The organism is Amycolatopsis sp. lyj-23 (genome assembly GCF_046549135.1).
Taxonomy (GTDB): Bacteria; Actinomycetota; Actinomycetes; order Mycobacteriales; family Pseudonocardiaceae; genus Amycolatopsis.
On the sequence record NZ_JAJPWN010000022.1, the window covers coordinates 168,565 to 185,809 of the forward strand.

The window sequence follows — 17,245 nt, forward strand, 5'->3', positions numbered from 1 at the left end:
CGCCGTGACTGCCGGTCGGATTGCTGATAATCGGCACAGTTAGGATCGGTGCCCGACAGAAGCCACCCATTGGTAACCGTTGGGAGCGCCGTTGACCGGCCCGCTGAGCACGTTGATCCTGGCCGCGGGTGAAGGCACCCGCATGCGTTCCTCGACGCCGAAGGTGCTGCACCCGATCGCCGGGCGCCCGCTGGTCGAGCACGCCGTGCGGGCCGCCGCCGGCCTGAACCCCGAACACCTCGTCGTGGTCGTCGGGCACGGCCGCGAGCTCGTCGGCGAGCACCTCGCGCAGCTCGGGACCGCGCTCGGCCGTCCGGTCGGCACCGCGGTGCAGGACCGGCAGAAGGGCACCGGCCACGCCGTCTCCTGCGCGCTCGCGACGCTGCCCGCCGACGTCACCGGCACGGTGATCGTCAGCTACGGCGACGTCCCGCTGCTCGACACCGCGACCCTGGGCGCGCTGCTCGACGAGCACACCGAAGCGAAGAACGCGGTCACCGTGCTCACCGCCGTGGTCGCCGACCCGACCGGCTACGGCCGGATCGTGCGCGACAGCGAGGGCAAGGTCACCGGGATCGTCGAGCACAAGGACGCCACCCCGGAGCAGGCCGGGATCACCGAGATCAACTCCGGTGTCTACGCCTTCGACGCGGCGGTGCTGCGCGACGGCCTCTCGCGCCTCTCGACCGACAACGCGCAGGGCGAGCTCTACCTCACCGACGTCCTCGGCATCGCGAGCGGCGACGGCCTGCACGTCGGCGCGCTGGTCGTCGAGGACCCGTGGCTGACCGAGGGCGTCAACGACCGCGTCCAGCTGTCGGTGCTCGGCGCCGAGCTCAACCGCCGGATCGTGCAGCGCTGGCAGCGCGAAGGCGTCACCGTCGTCGACCCGGCCACCACGTGGATCGAGGCCGGGGTGACGCTGGCCCGTGACGTCGTCATCGAGCCCGGCGTGCAGCTCAAGGGCACGACGTCGGTCGGCGAAGGCAGCACGGTCGGGCCGGACAGCACGCTGACGAACGTCACGATCGGCGCGGGCGCCTCGGTGGTCCGCGTGCACGGCTCGGACTCGGAACTCGGCGACGGTGTCAACGTCGGCCCGTTCACCTACCTTCGGCCGGGCACGAAGCTGGGCGCCAAGGCGAAGCTGGGCGCGTTCGTCGAAACGAAGGCGGCCGAGATCGGCGCCGGCACGAAGGTGCCCCACCTGACCTACGTGGGTGACGCCACGATCGGTGAGCACAGCAACATCGGCTGCTCCAGCGTCTTCGTCAACTACGACGGCGTCAACAAGCACCGGACCGTTATCGGGTCGTATGTCCGGTTGGGTGCGGACAACACCTTCGTCGCCCCGGTGCACATCGGTGACGGCGCTTACAGTGGTGCAGGTGCCGTGATCCGCGAAGACGTCCCGCCGGGCACACTCGCGGTGTCGGCGCCGCCGCAGCGCAACATCGAAGGCTGGGCGATCCGGCGCCGGCCGGGTACGCCCGCGGCGGAGGCGGCCCAGGCCGCGCTCGACGCCGAGTCAGCAGCAGGAACCGACGGGGAGTCGCCAGCATGAGTCCGAAGCAAGGGACGCCGAAGAAGAACTTGATGCTCTTCTCCGGACGCGCGCACAAGGAGCTCGCCGAAGAGGTCGCCCAGCACCTCAACGTGACGATCACCCCGCAGACGGCGCACACGTTCGCCAACGGCGAGCTGTTCGTCCGGTTCGAGGAGTCCGTCCGCGGTACCGACGCCTTCGTCATCCAGGCGCACACCACGCCCATCAACGAGTACGTGATGGAGCAGCTGATCATGGTGGACGCGCTCAAGCGGGCGAGCGCCAAGCGGATCACCGTGGTCATGCCGTTCTACCCGTACGCGCGCCAGGACAAGAAGCACAAGGGCCGCGAGCCGATCTCGGCGCGGCTGATCGCGGACCTGTTCAAGACCGCGGGCGCCGACCGGATCATGACCGTCGACCTGCACACCGCGCAGATCCAGGGCTTCTTCGACGGCCCGGTCGACCACCTGATGGCGCAGACCGTGCTGGCCGACCACATCAAGGCCACCTACGGCGACGCGGACATCACCGTCGTCTCGCCGGACTCGGGCCGCGTGCGGCTGGCCGAGAAGTGGGCGGCGCAGCTGGGCGACCGCCCGATCGCGTTCATCCACAAGACGCGCGACCCCGACAAGCCGAACCAGGCCGTGGCCAACCGTGTCGTCGGCAAGGTCGCGGGCAAGCTCTGCGTGCTGATCGACGACATGATCGACACCGGCGGCACGATCGTGAAGGCGACCGAGGCCCTGATCGACGAGGGTGCGGCGGACGTCGTCATCGCGACGACCCACGGCATCCTGTCCGACCCGGCGACCGAGCGCCTCTCGCAGTGCAAGGCGCGCGAGGTCATCGTGACGAACTCGCTGCCGATCCCGGAAGAGAAGCGCTTCCCGGGCCTGACGGTGCTGTCGATCGCCCCGATGCTGGCCGAAGCCATCCAGCAGGTCTTCGAGGACGGCTCGGTGACGTCCCTCTTCGACGGCAACGCCTGAGGTTCCCGTCCGCCGGGCGCGAACTCCGCGCCCGGCGGGGGTTCCCGGCGCTAGCGTCGCCGGCATGGGGAACTTCAAGTTCGGCGTGAGCCTCCGCGGGATCGGCAGCCGGGAGGCCTGGATCGCCAGGTGCCGGCGGGCCGAAGAGCTCGGCTACGACGTCATCACCGTGCCCGACCACCTCGGCACCGGCCGGTTCGCGCCGTTCCCGGTGCTGGCCATGGCCGCCGCCGTCACCGAGCGGCCGCGGCTGGGCACGCTCGTGTCCAATGTGCCCTTCTACAACCTCGCGCTCTTCGCGCGGGAGGCGTCCACCACGGCCGCGCTGCTCGACGGCCGCCTCGACCTCGGCCTCGGCGCTGGGCACATGAAGAGCGAGTTCGACGCCGCCGGTATCCCCTGGCAGCACGCCGCCACCCGGATCGGCCGCCTCGAAGAGAGCCTCGCCCACCTGCGCAAGCACTTCGCCGACGAGGGCATCGACCACCCGCGGCTGCTGATCGCGGGCAACAGCGACGGGGTGCTGGAGCTGGCGGCCGGGCACGCGGACGTCGTCGGCTTCGGCGGCCTGAGGCAGCAGCCGGGCAAGCCGCCGGGCACCTTCAAGCTCGACAACGCCGAGGCGATGGACGAGCGCGTCGCCCACTTCCGGGCCCGCGCCGGGGCGCGCGAGGTCGAGTTCAACATGCTGGTGCAGCACGTCGAAGTCACCGAGGACCGGCGTGCCGCGGCCGAAGCGTGGCACGAGAAGACCGAGCGCAGCACCGTCCCGGACGCCCGGGAGCTCCTCGACGCGCCGCAGCTGCTGCTGGGCACGGTCGAGGAGATCGCCGGGCAGCTGGTGGACCGGCGCGAGCGGTACGGGTTCTCGTACATCACCGTGTTCGAGCCGTACCTGGAAGCTTTCGCGCCGGTGCTGAAGGAGCTTCAGTAAGCGACGGTGAAGCGCGCGCGGCGGTGCTTCGGCTGCTCGATCTCGTCGACGTAGGCGATCGCGAAGTCGTCGCCGCCGATGAAGGACCGGCCGTTCTCGTCGGTCAGCAGGACGTCGCCGCCGACGCGGAACTCGCCGGTGCGCTCGCCCGGGACCCACGCGCCGAACTCGGCGGCGGGGCTGACGTAGAACCAGTCGAGGCTCTCCGGCTGCTCGCGCAGCAGGCCGAGGACCTCGGCGTGGTTGCCCGCCTCCTCCTTGTACTCGGCCGGGAACTCCGGGGTGTCGAACAGCCGCGGGCCGCCCTCGGCCACGTGCAGGCTGGCCGCGCCGCCGACGAACGACAGCCGGGTGCCGTGCTCGCTCGCGATCCGGGCCAGCGCGGGGACGGCGTCGATCAGCTTCTTGCCGTCGATCTCGCGGGCCGGGGTGGCCACCACGATGACGTCGGCGTCCTTCGCGACCTCGGCGACGAAGTCCTCGTCGTGCAGCGAACCCTGCCGCTCCTCGACGCCCTCGGGTACCGAACCCGCGTGGCGCGCGACCCCGACGACCTCGTGCCCGCGCCGCAGCGCCTCGGCGCCGATCTTGCCACCGGCGTACCCGGTGCCCCCGAAAATGACCAGCTTCGCCATGTCTCTTCTCCCGTTCGTTCGGCTGTCCGCAGCCGATGCTAGGAACGGGAGATCACCTACTTCAACGGAAGCAACACACCTGGGGGTAGGTGTCCAGGTCAGCCGCCGAGGCCCGCGAACTCCGCGGCCACCTTCTGCTTGACCGCGGCGGCGTCGAGGCCCGCGCGGACCTCCGCGGTCGCGTTCGGCTTGGAAAGCACCTGGTAGCTGGCTGTGCGGTTGGGCAGCTTGAACTTCACCGCGCAGGACAGCTGGATCGTCTTGTACGGCTCCGCGTCCCCGGCCGCCGTGCACGTCTGCGCCCCGAGCGACTCGGCGCTGACCTCGACCGAGAGGGTGATGTGGACGACGCTCTTCTCGCCCGACGCCGGCGTGCCGACGACGCTGTTGGAGACATCGGCCGTCGTCGTGCAGGAGCCGACGAAGTCCTTGCAGTCCAGGTGGTCGTTGGTGACGACGGCGCTGGCCTGCACGAGCCCCTCGAACGGCTGGCCCAGGCCGTCGACGGCGGCGTCGAGGTCGGTGTGGAAGGCCTTCACCGCGTCCCCGGTGAGCGCGGCGACGGCGAACTCGGCGCCGTACTTCGGCCCGTTCTGCGGGTCGAGCAGTGCGGGAGCGAAGCTCACCACGCGGTTCGGCTTGGCCGTCGTCACGCGCAAGACGCTCGGCGCGGCGCCGAGCTGGTAGACCTCGGTGCCGTCCGGCAGCTTCGCCCGGACCGGCTCGCCCATCCGGTCGAGCCCGGCCAGCGTCTTGCGCAACCCTTCGGCCAGCGCCGGCGGCGCGAACCGGGCCGCCGGGTCGAAGGGCAGTTCGGAGCCGAGCGAACGCACCCAGCTGGTGCCGAACTGCGTGCCCTCGTCGATGGCGTGGGCCTTCCAGTAGTCGGCGTCGGCCTGCAGGTAGAACTGGCCGGCGGCCGCCGTCACCTGCACGACCCGGCCTTCCAGCGGCAGCGCGCCGACCGCGTTGCCGCCGCGGGTGACCCGGAACTGCTGCTCGGCGCCCTTGAGCGTCGACTTCAGCGCGACCGCGGGCGCCTGGCCCAACGCGGTGAGGGCCGCGTCGACCGCGGCGCGCTGCTCGGCGCGCCGGTCGGCCGTCGCCTGGTCGGCCGCGGAGACACCGGCGGTGCCGGCGACGGCCACCTGGCAGCCGGACAGCAGGCCGCCCAGCAGCAGCACCGCCGCCGCCACCCTGCTCCGTCGAGCCCGCATGTTCCGCCCCCTGCTCTCCCGCAACCGAGCACACCTCGGCCGGCGTCGTCCCGCCACCGGATTTGTGTCGTCACGCACCGGGGTCCAGGAGGTTCTAGCCTGGGCCGGGCACCCGCCGCAACCCACCGTGATGAGGTTGGTTTACACTCTTGAGGTTGTCTCGGCGAGGCGGGGCCCTTCTGGGGTGCCCGGCGTGATCGACGCGGCGGCTCGAGTAGCCCCCGTCGTCGTGCACGCCCGGAAACTCGCCGCCGGAACTTCCTTGAACAGAACACACATCGGCTCTCCCCGCCGCAGCACGCTGTCTTTGACTTGAAGGAGTGCAACACCGTGTCCGAGGTACGTCTGTCCGTCGAGCCGCGCACCGAGTTCGGCAAGGGCGCCGCGCGCCGCACGCGTCGCGCCGGCAAGATCCCCGCCGTCCTGTACGGCCACGGCTCGGACCCGCGGCACTTCGCGCTGCCGGCCATCGAGTTCGCCCGCGTCGTCCGCGAGAACGGCTCGAACGCCGTCATCACGCTGGACCTGGAGGGCTCGGACGAGCTGGCCCTGACCAAGACCATCGTGGTGCACCCGCTGAAGAACTACATCGAGCACGTCGACCTGCTGGTCGTCAAGCGCGGCGAGAAGATCGTCGTCGACGTCCCCGTCGTCGTGACCGGCAACCCGGGCCCGGGCGGCCTGGTCAACCAGGACGTCGACACCCTGCAGGTCGAGGTCGAGGCGCTGCACATCCCGGAGCAGTTCGAGGTCTCGATCGAGGGCCTCGAGATCGGCTCCCAGGTGCTGGCCGGCCAGGTCGAGCTGCCCCAGGGCGCGACCCTGGTCACCGACCCCGAGGCGCTGGTCGTGGCCGTCAACGAGCCGCAGCGTGAAGAGGGCGACGAGGCCGAGGGCGGCGAGGCCGAAGAGTCCGCCGAAGCGGCCGAATAACATCACCGCATGACGGAAGACCTGCCCGGGGCCGGCGAGCTGATCCTGCTCGCCGGCCTCGGCAATCCCGGACCCCAGTACGCCGGAAACCGGCACAACGTCGGGTTCATGGTGCTGGACGAGCTCGCCGCCCGCGTCGGCGGCAAGTTCAAGTCGCACAAGACCGGCGGCGAGGTGCTCGAGGGTCGGCTGGCCGGCCGCCGCGTGGTGCTCGTGAAGCCGCGCTCGTACATGAACCTCTCCGGCGGGCCGGTGGCCGGCGCGGCGAAGTTCTACAAGGTGCCGCCCTCCGGCGTGGTCGTGGTGCACGACGAACTCGACGTCGACTTCGGAGCGCTGAAGCTGAAGTTCGGCGGCGGCGACAACGGCCACAACGGGCTCCGGTCGATCACGAAGTCGCTGGGCACCCGCGACTACTACCGGGTGCGGTTCGGCATCGGCCGCCCGCCCGGACGGCAGGACCCGGCGGACTTCGTGCTGAAGGACTTCTCGACGGTCGAGCGCAAGGAACTCCCGCTGGAGGTGGACCGGTGCGCGGACGCGACCGAAGCCCTGGTCGGCACCGGCCTCGCGGCCGCGCAGAACGCCTTCCACGCGGGCTGACACGGGTGGCAAGGTGAAGCCATGACCCCCGACGAAGTCCGGGCGATCGCTTTCGGCAAGCCCCGGTTCGGCCGTCGCGGCTACAACGAGGACGAGGTCGACGCCTTCCTCGACCTCATCGCGGAGGCGCTGGCCGGGCGGAACATCCTCACGCCCGACGACATCCACTACGTCGAGTTCACGATCATGCCGGTCGGCATGCGCAGCTACGACCAGGCCCAGGTCGACCTGTTCCTCGACGAAGCCGAGGCGGCGCTGGTGGCGCTGCGCAACCCGCGACCGGCGGTAGCCGAGGAGCCCGCGCGGCCAGAAGCTCCCCGGAAGTGGTTCGGGCGCAGCTGACCACCCTGTGAAGTCGGACACACACCGCTCGGTAGCGCTGTTTCACCCGAAGGCGGGCGCGAGGCCGCCCTTCGGGGTGAGGTTGGGGGTCGCCCCTTCCGGGGGAACCCGTCCGCGGGTTAGGACGGTGTACGGGAGTTCGCACCCGCCCAACCCCGGAGACGGAGAGTTCCATGTCGTTCACCGCCGAAGACCTCGCCGAGGTCACCTTCGGTAACGCCCCGATCGGCCGCCGCGGTTACGCGAAGGACGACGTCGACGCGTTCGTCCGGCGGATCGCCAAGACGCTCACCGGCGAAGACGACCTGACCGCCGCCGAAGTGCACCACGTGATGTTCGCGAAGCCGCTGATCGGCAAGCGCGGCTACGACGAGCAGGAGGTCGACGAGTTCCTCGACGTCGTGGAAGACCAGCTCGCCGCCCGCACCGGCCAGGCCCCGGACCTCCCGGGCGCCCGCAAGTCCGAGGAAGCCACCGCCGAGCGCGCCACCCCGCCCCCGACGATCCGCGCGGTCCGCGTCCAGCAGCGCTGACCGGGCACTTTCACGTGAAAGTGCCCGCTCGCAGGGGCACTTTCACGTAGAAATGCCGGTTCAGGCGTCGGCGTTCTTCTTGATCTTGTCCGCGAACTGCTGCGCCGTCGCCGCGCGCTTGACCTTGCCCGACGGCGTCTTCGGGAGGCTGCCCGCCGGGAGCACCACCACCGCGTACGGCCGCATGTCGACGGCGTCGCGGACGCGGGCCGAGACCTGCTTCATCAGGTTCTTCTCGGCTTCGGCGTCACCCGCCAGCTTCGACTCGACCACCACCGCGAACCGCTCGCGCCGGCTGCCCGCGTCCAGCCGGACCGCCACCGCGTTGCCCGCGCGGACTCCTTCGACCGACGTCGCCGCCCGCTCGATGTCCGTCGGGTACAGGTTGCGGCCGCCCATGATGATGACGTCCTTGCGGCGGCCGCAGATGACGATCTGGCCGTCGACCAGGTACCCCAGGTCGCCCGTGTTGAGCCAGCCGTCGGCGTCCTGGGTCGCGAGCGGACCGTCCATGGTCAGGTAGCCGGGCGTCACGGCCTCGCCGCGCAGCCGGATCTCGCCGACCTGCCGCTCGCCCAGCCGCGCCCCCGTCTCGTCGACGATCTCCGCCTCCAGCCCGTCCAGCGGACGGCCGAGCAGCGCGAACGACCGGACGCCGTCGGTCCCGCGCCGCGGGTCGCCCTCGGGCACCGGCACCGCGCGGTTTTCCGCCTCCAGCGCGTCGGCCTCGACGACATCCAGCGTGAGGCCGGTGAACAGCGGCGCGAACGACACCGCGAGCGTCGCTTCCGCCATGCCGTAGGCCGGGAAGACGCACTCGGCCGGCATCTTGAACCGCGCGCCGGCGTCCACGAACGTCCGGACGGCGGTCTCGTCGATGGGCTCGGCGCCGTTCAGCGCGATGCGCAGCTTCGACAGGTCGAAGGCGTCGTCTTCGTCGACGCGGGCCATCCGGCGCCCGACGATGGCGTAGGCGAAGTTCGGCGCCGCCGTCGTGGTGCCGTGGTACTTCGTGATCAGCTGCGGCCAGATCAGCGGACCGGAGAGGAATTCGACCGGCGTGATCTTGACCAGCTCGACCCCGAAGGTCATCGGCACGGTCAGGAAGCCGACCATGCCCATGTCGTGGAAGGTCGGCAGCCACGAGACCATCACGTCGACGTCGAAGTCGAACTCCGCGCGCTCGACCATGGCCTTGACGTTGGAGTACAGGTTCCCGTAGGTGATCCGCACGGCCTTGGGGTCGGCGGTCGAGCCGCTGGTCAGCTGCAGCAGCGCGGTGTCGCCCTCGTCGGTGACGACGACGTCCGGGAGTGGTTCCGCCGCGGCGAGCTCGGTGATGAGCTTGAACCCGATGCCCTTCTGCTCGAGCACCGGCGCGAGCTGGTCGAACGGCTCGCCCAGCAGCACGAGGTCGGACCCGATCATCCCGAGCACCCGCACGGTGTCCTCGGCCCACTCGGCCAGATCGGTGCGCGGGGTCGGCTGGTGCAGCATGGTGACGCTGCCCCCGGCCAGCCAGACGGCCTGCACGGTCGGCGCGATCAGCACCGGCGCGGCGGCCAGCACCGCCACGGCACCCCCGCGCTCGAACCCCCCGGCCACGAGCCCACCGGCGATCCGCCGCGCTTCGGCGTGCACCTCGGCCCACGTCCGCCGGACCGGCTCCTTCGGCTCCCCGGTGACCATGCCGCGCTGCTGCCCCCGCTTCGTCGCGGTGGCGACGAGCGTGTCCACGAACCTGCTCATAGCGGGAACATTACTGTCTGGGTGTCAACGCCCGCCGAGCAAAGCGGAAACCGGCCCCCGCAGCCAGCGGTCGACTTGGCGTTGCCCCCGCAGCCGGACGACGACGAGACCGGGGTGGCGGTTCTCGTCGATCACCTGCCGGACCCGCCGCCGCATGATCGGGTGGTACCGCCACGCGACCCGGACGATGTGCTCGCGGTCGGTGAAGAACGTGTACAGCGGCCCTTCCACATTGCCCGCAGCGATCTTCGAACCCCGCCCGACGCGGCGCAGCAGCGTACGCCGGACGACCCGGGCCGCCGTCAGCGCACGCGGGTGGTCGAGCCAGACCAGCACTTCGAGCCGGGCGGTCATCCGCTCGCGGACCGCTTCGCCCTGCCACTCGATGGCCCAGACGTCGTTCTCCAGGTACTCGAGGACGTCGGCCTGCCAGGTCTCCCGCACCGTCCAGCCGGGGCCGTGGAAGAACGATTCGAACTCGACGTACGGCACGCCGAGGCGTCCGCACAGCGTGCGCGCGAAGGTCGACTTGCCCGATCCCGCCGGGCCGGCCACGGCGATCCGCCGGAGCTGCCGCACGCCGAGCGGGTCGTCCGCGCCGACGACCCTCATTCCAGCAGCTCGGAGGTCTCCAGCCAGCGGCCCTCGACGTCCTCGATCTCGCCCTGCACGCCCTTCAGCTCCGCGTTCAGCTCCATCAGCTTCGCCGGGTCCGTCGCCGCCGCCAGGAGGGATGCGTGGAGCTTCTGCTCCTTCGCGTGCAGCTGGTCGAGCTTGCGCTCCAGCCTGCCCAGCTCCTTCTGGGCCGCGCGCAGGTCCGCCGCCGACTTCTTCGCCTCGGCCTTCTCCGCCGTCGGCGCCACCGCGGCCGCCGGTTCCTTGGCGAGTGCGCGGCGGTTCAGGTACTCCTCGATGCCGCCCGGCAAGTGGGTGATCCGGCCGTCGCCGAACAGCGCGACGATCGTGTCGCACACGCGCTCCACCAGGTAGCGGTCGTGCGAGACCACGACCATCGTGCCCGGCCAGCCGTCGAGAAGGTCTTCGAGCTGCTGGAGCGTGTCGATGTCCAGGTCGTTCGTCGGCTCGTCGAGCAGCAGCACGTTCGGCTCGGCCATCAGCAGCCGGCACAGCTGCAGCCGACGGCGCTCGCCGCCGGAGAGGGCCGCGACCGGGGTCCACTGGCGGGCCGCCGGGAAGCCGAGCTTCTCGCCCAGCTGCGACGCCGTCATCTCCTGCTTGCCGAACACCACGCGCCCGGCCACCTGCTCGATCGCCTGCAGCACGCGTAGGTCGCCGGGCAGGTCGTCGAGCTCCTGGCGCAGGTGCGCGAGCGCGACCGTCTTGCCCTCGATTCGGCGGCCGGTCGAGCCCTCGACGTCGCCGCCGAGCAGCTTCAGCAGCGACGTCTTGCCCGAGCCGTTGACGCCGACCAGGCCGATCCGGTCGCCCGGCCCGATCCGCCAGGTCACGTGGTCGAGCAGCGTCCGCTCGCCGACCTGGTAGGTCGTGTCTTCCAGTTCCAGCACGGTCTTGCCGAGCCGCCGCTTCGCGAACGCCTGCAGCTCGACGGAGTCGCGCGGCGGCGGGACGTCGGCGATCAGCGCTTCGGCCGCCTCGACGCGGTAGCGCGGCTTCGACGAGCGCGCCTGCGGGCCGCGGCGCAGCCACGCCAGCTCCTTGCGGGCCAGGTTCTGCCGCTTCTCCTCGGCCGTCGCCGCCAGCCGCGCCCGCTCGGCGCGCGCGAAGATCCAGTCGGCGTAACCACCTTCGTACTGCTCGACGCGGCCGTTCGCGACCTCCCACGTCAGGGTGGCGACGGTGTCGAGGAACCACCGGTCGTGCGTGACGACCACGACGGCGATCTTCCGGGCCAGCAGGTGGTCGGCCAGCCAGCGGACACCTTCGACGTCCAGGTGGTTGGTCGGCTCGTCGAGCACGACCAGGTCGAGCTCCCCGGTCAGCGCGGCGGCCAGCGAAACCCGGCGCCGCTCGCCACCGGAGAGGTTGGCCGTCGGCGTGTCCAGCCCGATCGCGGTGATGCCCAGGCCGTCCACAATGGACCGTACACGGGCGTCGGCGGCCCACTCGTGTTCGGCGCCGTAGCGTTCGAGCACGACGTCGCCGACCGTGCTGCCGTCGGGCAGCTCCGTGCGCTGGGTGACCACCGCCATCCGCAGATCACGGACGTGGCTCACCCGCCCCGAGTCCGGTTCGGACAGTCCGGAAAGGACTTCCAGCAGGGTCGTCTTGCCGCCGCCGTTGAGGCCGACGACGCCGATGCGCTGCCCGGCCGCGACGCCGAGGGAAACGCCGTCCAGCAGCGGCTTCACCCCGTAGGACTTGCTCACCGCCTCCAGGTTGACCAGGTTGGCCATCCGCTCAGCCGTTCCTTTCCACGATGACGAACCGAGTCGCCACGACCGGGGTCGTGTCGTCCACGGTGAATTCCGGGTCCTCCAGTGCGGCGCGCACCTCCGCGCCCTGCCAGAACTTCTCGTGCTCGACGCGCCACTCGGCGACGCTCGTGAAGCCCTCGCCTTCGCCGACTGCGTGCTCGATGTCCACTTCGGACAGCGGAAGCACGCGCACCTCGGCGGTTTCGATGACCGCGACCCCGGCACCGGAAGAGTCGAGCACCAGTTCCCGCTCGCCGACCGAAGGCAACGCTTCGCCGGCTCGCTCGTATTCCGCGAGCAGGGCCGAGGTCGTCGTCTTCTCCCCGGCCAGGATCGCCGCGACCAGCTTGTCCCGCAGCGGGCCCGGGAACGCGAACTCCGCGTGCTTCATGCGTGTACCCGCGGCGGCGTCGGCCGGTTCGCGTCGTCGCCGCCGACCACGCGGGCGCCCGGGACCGGGCCGTGGGCCACGCGGACCGTGCGGCACACGCCCGCGCCCGACAGCTCGGCCGCGACCGCCACCGCCGACTGCGCGTCTTCGCAGAGGAACGCGCACGTCGGACCCGAGCCGGACACCGTGCCCGCGAGCGCGCCCGCGTTCACCCCGGCCCGGAGCGTGCGACGCAGGCCGGGGCGCAGCGAGACCGCCGCCGCCTGCAGGTCGTTGCCCAGCAGCAGGGCCAGCTGACGCGGGTCGCCCGAAGCCAGCGCCTCGACGACCGGCGTGTGCGAGCCGATCCGGGGCGGGTTGCCCGCCGCGCGCAGGCGGTCCAGTTCGCCGAACACCTTCGGCGTCGACAGCCCTTCGGCGTCGAAGGCCAGCACCCAGTGGAACGTGTGCCGCGACAGCACCGGGACCAGCTGCTCGCCGCGGCCGGTGCCCAGCGCGGTGCCGCCGTAGAGCGCGAACGGGACGTCGCTGCCCAGGCCGGCGGCGATCTCGGCCAGCTCGTCGCGGGTGACGTCGAGGTTCCAGAGACTGGCCAGCCCGACGAGCGTCGCCGCCGCGTCGGCGCTGCCGCCCGCCATGCCGCCGGCGACCGGGATGCCCTTGCGCAGCACCACCCGGACCTTCGGCTCACCGGTGCGCCCGACGTGCGCGGCCAGCGCCTCGACGGCCCGCCAGGCGAGGTTCTCCGGGCCGGTCGGGACCGAGCCTTCCCCTTCGCCGTAGACCTCGATGCCGGGCTCTTCGGTGACCGCGACGGTCACTTCGTCGGTCAGTGACAGCGCCTGGAACACGGTCACCAGCTCGTGGTAACCGTCTTCGCGCGGGTCGCCGACCGACAGGTGCAGGTTGACCTTGGCCGGGACCCGGACGGTGACTGGGGGCGGAACTACGGCGAGCACCCGACCAGCCTACGTGCCCGCGGAAACGCCCCGATGCGACGTGCGCATCGGGGCGTCTCTCGAGCCGGGTCAGGCGGCCGCGACACCTTGCGGGCCGCGCGCGGTGTGCGTCACGTGGCCGCCGCGCTCGGCGACCCACGCCAGGGCCGCGTCGGCCCGCTCGCCGCGGACACCCAGGCGGAAGCGGCCGACCGGGGTGTCGCCGATGCGGGTCAGGCCGCCGCCGATGGTGGCGAACTCGACGTCGAAGCGGCCCGCGGCCTCCGGCAGCAGCGCACCGACCGAGGCGAAGCCGACCAGCACGACGTCGGCCGAGCGGTCGTAGCGCGCCGTCTGCCCGCGGGTGGTCTCGATGGCCGGCAGCAGCGCCTGCGCGGTGCGGCTGGCCGGGTTCGAGATCAGGTCGAGCACCGTGCCGCGCTCGACGACCGTGCCGTCCTCCAGCACCGCGACGTCGTCGCAGACCCGGCGGACCACGCCCGCGTCCGGCGTCGTGACGACGATGGTGGTCCCCAGCTCCGAACGCGCCCGGTCGAGGACGGCGAGCACCGCGCCGGCCTCCTCCGGGTCGACACCCGCGGTCGGGTCGTCGGCGAGCAGCACCGCGGGCGCCGCCGCCAGGGCCTTCGCGAACGCGACGCGGCGGAGCTGCCCGGCGGACAGCTCGCCGGGACGCTGCGCGGCGCGCTGCGTCAGGCCGACGAGGTCGAGCAGCGAGCCGACCCGGCTGCGGCGCTGCGGGCCGTCGACGCCGAGCTGCTCGAGCGGGGAGGCGATGTTGCCGGCGATGGTGCGCTCGGCGATCAGCTCCGGCTTCGTCGAGACGATGCCGAGCTGACGGCGGATCTCGCGGAGGCGGCGGCCGTCGAGGGTGCCGGTGTTGAGGCCGTCGAGGCGGACGACGCCGCGGTCGGGGCGCTCCTGCAGGGCGATGCACCGGGCGAGGACGGACTTGCCGGACCCGGCGGGGCCGACCACGCCGAACAGCGAGCCCGCCTGGACGTCGACGCTCACGTCCCGCAGCGCGACGACGGAGTTTCCGTTGGTGGCAAAGGTTTTGGACAGGTTTTCGACGGTGATCACGAAGGCTCCAGAAAACGGGGCGCGTGCACGGCACAGCGCCCGGCCGCAAGCGAGTTCCGTCCTGTTCGGACGGTGCGTGAAGAAGAGGTGGACCGGCTGGGACTAGCTCAGTTGGAGCGTCGACACGCGGTCACGGAGCGGCGGCCTTCGTCGACTACGCGACGCCTGGTCAGGAGCAGGGGGCGAGCTACCCTCTTCATCGAAAACGGCCTCCATCGGTCCTGGCGGTAGCACCTGCCCTGCGGAGGGTGGTTGCTGCGACTTCGGCGAGCCAGGTCTCTCAGTCGCTCGGGATGGACGTACTGAGTAAAACCGATCCCGAGGAGCGAAAGCAAGCCCGTTGGGCCAGATCACACGAGTGGAGGTGTCCGGATCGCGGGATCGGGGGCCGCGGGGGCGTATTTTCCGCTTCCACAGTGGAGCGGCTAGCGCGCGGCGGCGATCCGGACGAAGTCGTGCACGTCCAGCTGCTCGCCGCGGGTCCTCGGGTCGATCCCGGCCGCGGTCAGCAGTTCGCCGGCGCGCTCGGCCGACCCCGCCCAGCCCGCGAGCGCGGCCCGGAGCGTCTTCCTGCGCTGTGAGAAGGCGGCGTCCACCAGACCGAAGAGCCGGTCCCGGTCCGCGGACGCCGTCGTGTCGCCGCGTTCGAACGCGACGAGCGCGGAATCGACGTTCGGCACGGGCCAGAACACCGAGCGTGGCACGGCGGCGACCTTGCGTGCGGTGCCGTACCAGGCGAGCTTGACGCTGGGCACGCCGTAGATCCGGCTGCCGGGGCCGGCGGCCATCCGGTCGGCGACCTCGGTCTGCACCATGACGAGCCCGGCCTTCAGGGACGGCACCTCGGCGAGCAGGTGCAGCACGACCGGGACGGCGACGTTGTAGGGCAGGTTGGCGACGAGGGCGGTCGGCTCGCCCAGCTCCGCACGCGTGACGCGCAGGGCGTCGGCGCCGACGACGGTCAGCCGTTCCACGGCTTCGGGGCCGCGCTCGGCGACGGTCTCGGGCAGCCGCTCGGCGAGCTTGGGGTCGATCTCGACGGCGACGACCCGCGCGCCGGTGGCGAGCAGCCCGAGCGTCAGCGACCCGAGCCCGGGCCCGACCTCGAGGACGACGTCGTCTTCGGCGACGTTCGCGAGCTCGACGATCCGGCGGACGGTGTTGGGATCGTGCACGAAGTTCTGCCCGAGCTTCTTGGTCGGCCGGACGTCGAGTTCGGCCGCCAGCCCGCGGATCTCGGCCGGTCCCAGCAGTTCAACCACCGGTGGAGCTTACCCAGGGGGTCGGTTCGCGTACCTGGACGGTCGGTTCGCGTACCTGGCGGGTCGGACGGCATGCGAAACGGCCCCCGTCCGAGGTGGACGGGGGCCGATTTCGAAAACGCTCTCAGGCCTTCTTGCCGCAGACCGGCCAGGCGCTGTAGCTGCCGCCGCGGCCGGCCTTGACCTTCTCCGCGACCGCGATCTGCTGCTCACGCGTGGCCTGGTTCGGCAGCGGGGCGTACTGGTCGCCGCCGTAGGCGTTCCACGTCTGCTTGTCGAACTGGAGGCCGCCGTAGTAGCCGTTGCCCGTGTTGATGGCCCAGTTGCCGCCCGACTCGCACTGCGCGATGCGGTCCCACGCGGAGCCGTCGCCGATGTCCGGGGTCGGGGCCTGCTTCGTGCCGACGTGGACGATCTTCGGCTTCGGCTGGGTGATGACCTGCTCGGAGATGCTCTCCCGGCCGACCTCTTTGCCGTTCTTCTGCGTGACCTTGTAGGTCACCATCTTCTCGCCGGGCGTGCCGGGGTCCTCGACGGAGGTCTTGCCCTTGGCCAGGTCCGGGTCGTCGACGCGCTGCTCGGGCGGGTCGATGCTCTCCTTCTGCGTGACCGTCGAGACGCCGGTGCGGCTGATGTGCACCTCGGCGCCGTCGGTCAGCTTGACGTCCAGACCGCCCTCGGCCTGGTCCTCCGGGCCCAGGGTGAGCTTGTACTCGCCCAGGAACTCCTTCGTCGTGACCGCGGTCGTCTTCACCTGCTTCGGCGCGTTGGCGCCGTCGTACAGGGTGATGTTCTTCAGGGTCTTGATCTCGACGGTGGCGCCCTGCAGCGGCAGCTCGCCGTCCTTCGGCATCGACATCCACGTGCCGGGCTTGTCCAGCTCGGTCATGCCGAGCTGGCCCAGCGCGTCGCCGAGGTGGGTCGCGCGGACCCAGGAGGTGTGCTCCGCGCCGTCGACGATCATCTTGAGCTGGCGGCCGCGCTCGAGCTTGATGACGCCGCCGTCGCCGACCTCCGCCTGCGGGGACGGGGACAGCGAGTCGTGCGCGCCCACGGACAGGCCCGCGTCCTCCAGCACCTCGCCGACGGTGTCGCCGAACGAGTGCACGGTGGTCTGCTGGCCGTCGACGTCGACGGTGATGCTCTTGTTCATCGCCAGCGCGGCCGCGCCGCCGCCGGCGACGCTGATCATGACGCTGAGCACGGCGCCCTTGAGGAAGCGGCGCTTCCAGACCTTGGTGGTCTGGCGGAGGCCCTCGTCCAGAGCCGCACGGCGCGCTTCGGGGGAAGCGGTGCGGTCCTCCTCGAGGCCGTCCGGGATGACGATCGGCGGCAGGTACGTCGTCTCGGCGTTGATCAGCCGGATCAGCTCGTCGACGTCGACGTCGATCTCGGCCATCATCGCGTCGGCGTCCGGGCCGAGCGCGGCGAGGATGTCCTGCTGCGTGATGTTCGGGTCGTCGGAGAAGTCGAGCTGGCCGTATGCCGTGTCCTCGAAATGACCGCGTTCGAGGACGGCGGAGCGCGCTCCAGCCTGTCTGCTACCTGTCACCGGGGATCGTTCCCTTTCACGAGACGACGGTCGGGGGCGCCGTCTCTACGACTGGGCGTGACGTTCGGCAACTGCTGAGCGCAGGTCCGACCGGCACGATCACGGGACAGTAACG

Annotated in this window: 17 protein-coding genes and 1 riboswitch; of the genes, 7 read left to right on the forward strand and 10 right to left on the reverse strand. The window is 71.3% G+C overall.

The window, feature by feature from the left end:
• Positions 1-91: 91 nt before the first annotated feature.
• The 3 genes from glmU to ACLJPY_RS42580 all read left to right on the forward strand — a co-directional run bounded on the left by glmU (position 92) and on the right by ACLJPY_RS42580 (position 3,475).
• Entirely contained in the window at positions 92-1,564 is a 1,473-nt protein-coding gene (gene glmU / locus ACLJPY_RS42570; protein WP_410596657.1) for a bifunctional UDP-N-acetylglucosamine diphosphorylase/glucosamine-1-phosphate N-acetyltransferase GlmU, read from the forward strand.
• Positions 1,561-2,541, forward strand: coding sequence for a ribose-phosphate diphosphokinase (locus tag ACLJPY_RS42575; RefSeq protein ID WP_410596658.1), 981 nt, complete (start codon positions 1,561-1,563; stop codon positions 2,539-2,541). The genes glmU and ACLJPY_RS42575 overlap by 4 nt, the downstream gene beginning before the upstream one ends.
• A gap of 64 nt (positions 2,542-2,605) precedes the next feature.
• Complete coding sequence (locus ACLJPY_RS42580) at positions 2,606-3,475, forward strand: TIGR03621 family F420-dependent LLM class oxidoreductase (protein WP_410596659.1); 870 nt, start codon at positions 2,606-2,608, stop codon at positions 3,473-3,475.
• Here ACLJPY_RS42580 and ACLJPY_RS42585 read toward each other — a convergent pair.
• Together ACLJPY_RS42585 and ACLJPY_RS42590 are read right to left on the reverse strand one after the other, a co-directional pair.
• Positions 3,469-4,110: an NAD(P)-dependent oxidoreductase gene (locus ACLJPY_RS42585; protein ID WP_410596660.1), complete on the reverse strand. Its 642-nt coding sequence runs from the start codon at positions 4,108-4,110 to the stop codon at positions 3,469-3,471. The genes ACLJPY_RS42580 and ACLJPY_RS42585 overlap by 7 nt on opposite strands.
• Positions 4,111-4,208: 98 nt before the next feature.
• Complete coding sequence (locus ACLJPY_RS42590) at positions 4,209-5,327, reverse strand: hypothetical protein (RefSeq protein ID WP_410596661.1); 1,119 nt, start codon at positions 5,325-5,327, stop codon at positions 4,209-4,211.
• A gap of 330 nt (positions 5,328-5,657) precedes the next feature.
• On the opposite strand from ACLJPY_RS42590, the gene ACLJPY_RS42595 reads away from it, so the two are divergent.
• The 4 genes from ACLJPY_RS42595 (at position 5,658) to ACLJPY_RS42610 (ending at position 7,738) form a co-directional block, all read left to right on the forward strand.
• Entirely contained in the window at positions 5,658-6,260 is a 603-nt protein-coding gene (locus ACLJPY_RS42595; protein ID WP_410596662.1) for a 50S ribosomal protein L25/general stress protein Ctc, read from the forward strand.
• A 9-nt stretch (positions 6,261-6,269) separates the two neighbouring features.
• A complete protein-coding gene (gene pth, locus ACLJPY_RS42600; RefSeq protein WP_410596663.1) occupies positions 6,270-6,863 on the forward strand; it encodes an aminoacyl-tRNA hydrolase in 594 nt (197 codons plus the stop codon).
• 21 nt (positions 6,864-6,884) lie between these two features.
• Positions 6,885-7,205 (forward strand): DivIVA domain-containing protein, encoded by a 321-nt coding sequence (locus ACLJPY_RS42605; protein ID WP_410596664.1) that lies wholly within the window; start codon positions 6,885-6,887, stop codon positions 7,203-7,205.
• Between the two features lie 173 nt (positions 7,206-7,378).
• A complete protein-coding gene (locus ACLJPY_RS42610) occupies positions 7,379-7,738 on the forward strand; it encodes a DivIVA domain-containing protein (protein ID WP_410596665.1) in 360 nt (119 codons plus the stop codon).
• A gap of 60 nt (positions 7,739-7,798) precedes the next feature.
• Here the strand turns inward: ACLJPY_RS42610 and ACLJPY_RS42615 are convergent, their stop codons facing one another.
• The 8 genes from ACLJPY_RS42615 to ACLJPY_RS42650 form a co-directional block, all read right to left on the reverse strand.
• Complete coding sequence (locus ACLJPY_RS42615; RefSeq protein ID WP_410596666.1) at positions 7,799-9,487, reverse strand: fatty acyl-AMP ligase; 1,689 nt, start codon at positions 9,485-9,487, stop codon at positions 7,799-7,801.
• A 24-nt stretch (positions 9,488-9,511) separates the two neighbouring features.
• Positions 9,512-10,099, reverse strand: a complete 588-nt coding sequence (locus tag ACLJPY_RS42620; RefSeq protein ID WP_410596667.1) for an adenylate kinase — start codon at positions 10,097-10,099, stop codon at positions 9,512-9,514.
• Positions 10,096-11,862 carry an ABC-F family ATP-binding cassette domain-containing protein gene (locus ACLJPY_RS42625; RefSeq protein ID WP_410596668.1) on the reverse strand — a complete coding sequence of 589 codons (1,767 nt, stop codon included), beginning with the start codon at positions 11,860-11,862 and terminating at the stop codon, positions 10,096-10,098. The genes ACLJPY_RS42620 and ACLJPY_RS42625 overlap by 4 nt, the downstream gene beginning before the upstream one ends.
• Before the next feature lie 4 nt (positions 11,863-11,866).
• Entirely contained in the window at positions 11,867-12,274 is a 408-nt protein-coding gene (locus ACLJPY_RS42630; RefSeq protein ID WP_410596669.1) for an ASCH domain-containing protein, read from the reverse strand.
• Positions 12,271-13,233 (reverse strand): 4-(cytidine 5'-diphospho)-2-C-methyl-D-erythritol kinase, encoded by a 963-nt coding sequence (locus ACLJPY_RS42635; RefSeq protein ID WP_410596670.1) that lies wholly within the window; start codon positions 13,231-13,233, stop codon positions 12,271-12,273. Before ACLJPY_RS42635 ends, ACLJPY_RS42630 begins: the two co-directional genes overlap by 4 nt.
• 69 nt (positions 13,234-13,302) lie before the next feature.
• Positions 13,303-14,316, reverse strand: a complete 1,014-nt coding sequence (locus ACLJPY_RS42640) for a methionine ABC transporter ATP-binding protein (RefSeq protein ID WP_410596671.1) — start codon at positions 14,314-14,316, stop codon at positions 13,303-13,305.
• 209 nt (positions 14,317-14,525) lie between these two features.
• A riboswitch (SAM riboswitch) is annotated at positions 14,526-14,616 on the reverse strand.
• A gap of 125 nt (positions 14,617-14,741) precedes the next feature.
• Entirely contained in the window at positions 14,742-15,578 is an 837-nt protein-coding gene (rsmA, locus tag ACLJPY_RS42645; protein WP_410596672.1) for a 16S rRNA (adenine(1518)-N(6)/adenine(1519)-N(6))-dimethyltransferase RsmA, read from the reverse strand.
• A 124-nt stretch (positions 15,579-15,702) separates the two neighbouring features.
• Positions 15,703-17,130, reverse strand: coding sequence for a transglycosylase family protein (locus ACLJPY_RS42650; RefSeq protein WP_410596673.1), 1,428 nt, complete (start codon positions 17,128-17,130; stop codon positions 15,703-15,705).
• Positions 17,131-17,245: the final 115 nt, after the last annotated feature.